The 414-nt window shown below is 64.7% G+C and carries 1 protein-coding gene; it reads right to left on the bottom strand.

Going from position 1 to position 414, the window contains the following annotated elements:
- Positions 1–414: DUF11 domain-containing protein (locus tag DSP71_RS21760; RefSeq protein WP_181800622.1), on the bottom strand; the 414-nt coding region annotated here is incomplete at both ends.

The following is a 414-nucleotide window of genomic DNA, read 5'->3' as shown; positions in this document are numbered from 1 at the left end:
CCTGCTGTCCGGAGACCGTGACCTGACCCGAGGTACCCGCCGTGTAGGACGCGGTGATACCGGTCAGACCGGCGGGCAGATCGTCGCTGATGGCGACGTTCGTCGCCGCCGCATCGCCGGAGTTCTTGACGACGATGTCGTAGGAGAGCTGGTCGCCGATGACAGCCGCGTCGCGGTGGTCGTTCTTGTCGACGGTCAGCACGGGCTTGGTGGGCTTGTCCACATCGATGTCGATGCTGTGCAGGTCGCTCGGCACCTTGGTCCACGTGGGGATCAGGCCGAGGAAGGCACCCTTCGACCGCATCGTGACCTGGAACACGACCCTGGAGACCGTGCCATTGACCCGCACGGTTCCGCTCTTCGACGCGAAGTTGGTGGACGTGATGGTGTTCGAGGTGACGTCGAGGTCTCCGG

It is taken from the genome of Microbacterium sp. H6, from assembly GCF_003314775.1.
Taxonomy (GTDB): Bacteria; Actinomycetota; Actinomycetes; order Actinomycetales; family Microbacteriaceae; genus Microbacterium; species Microbacterium oxydans.
This window is presented reverse-complemented; position numbering and strand designations above follow the sequence as displayed.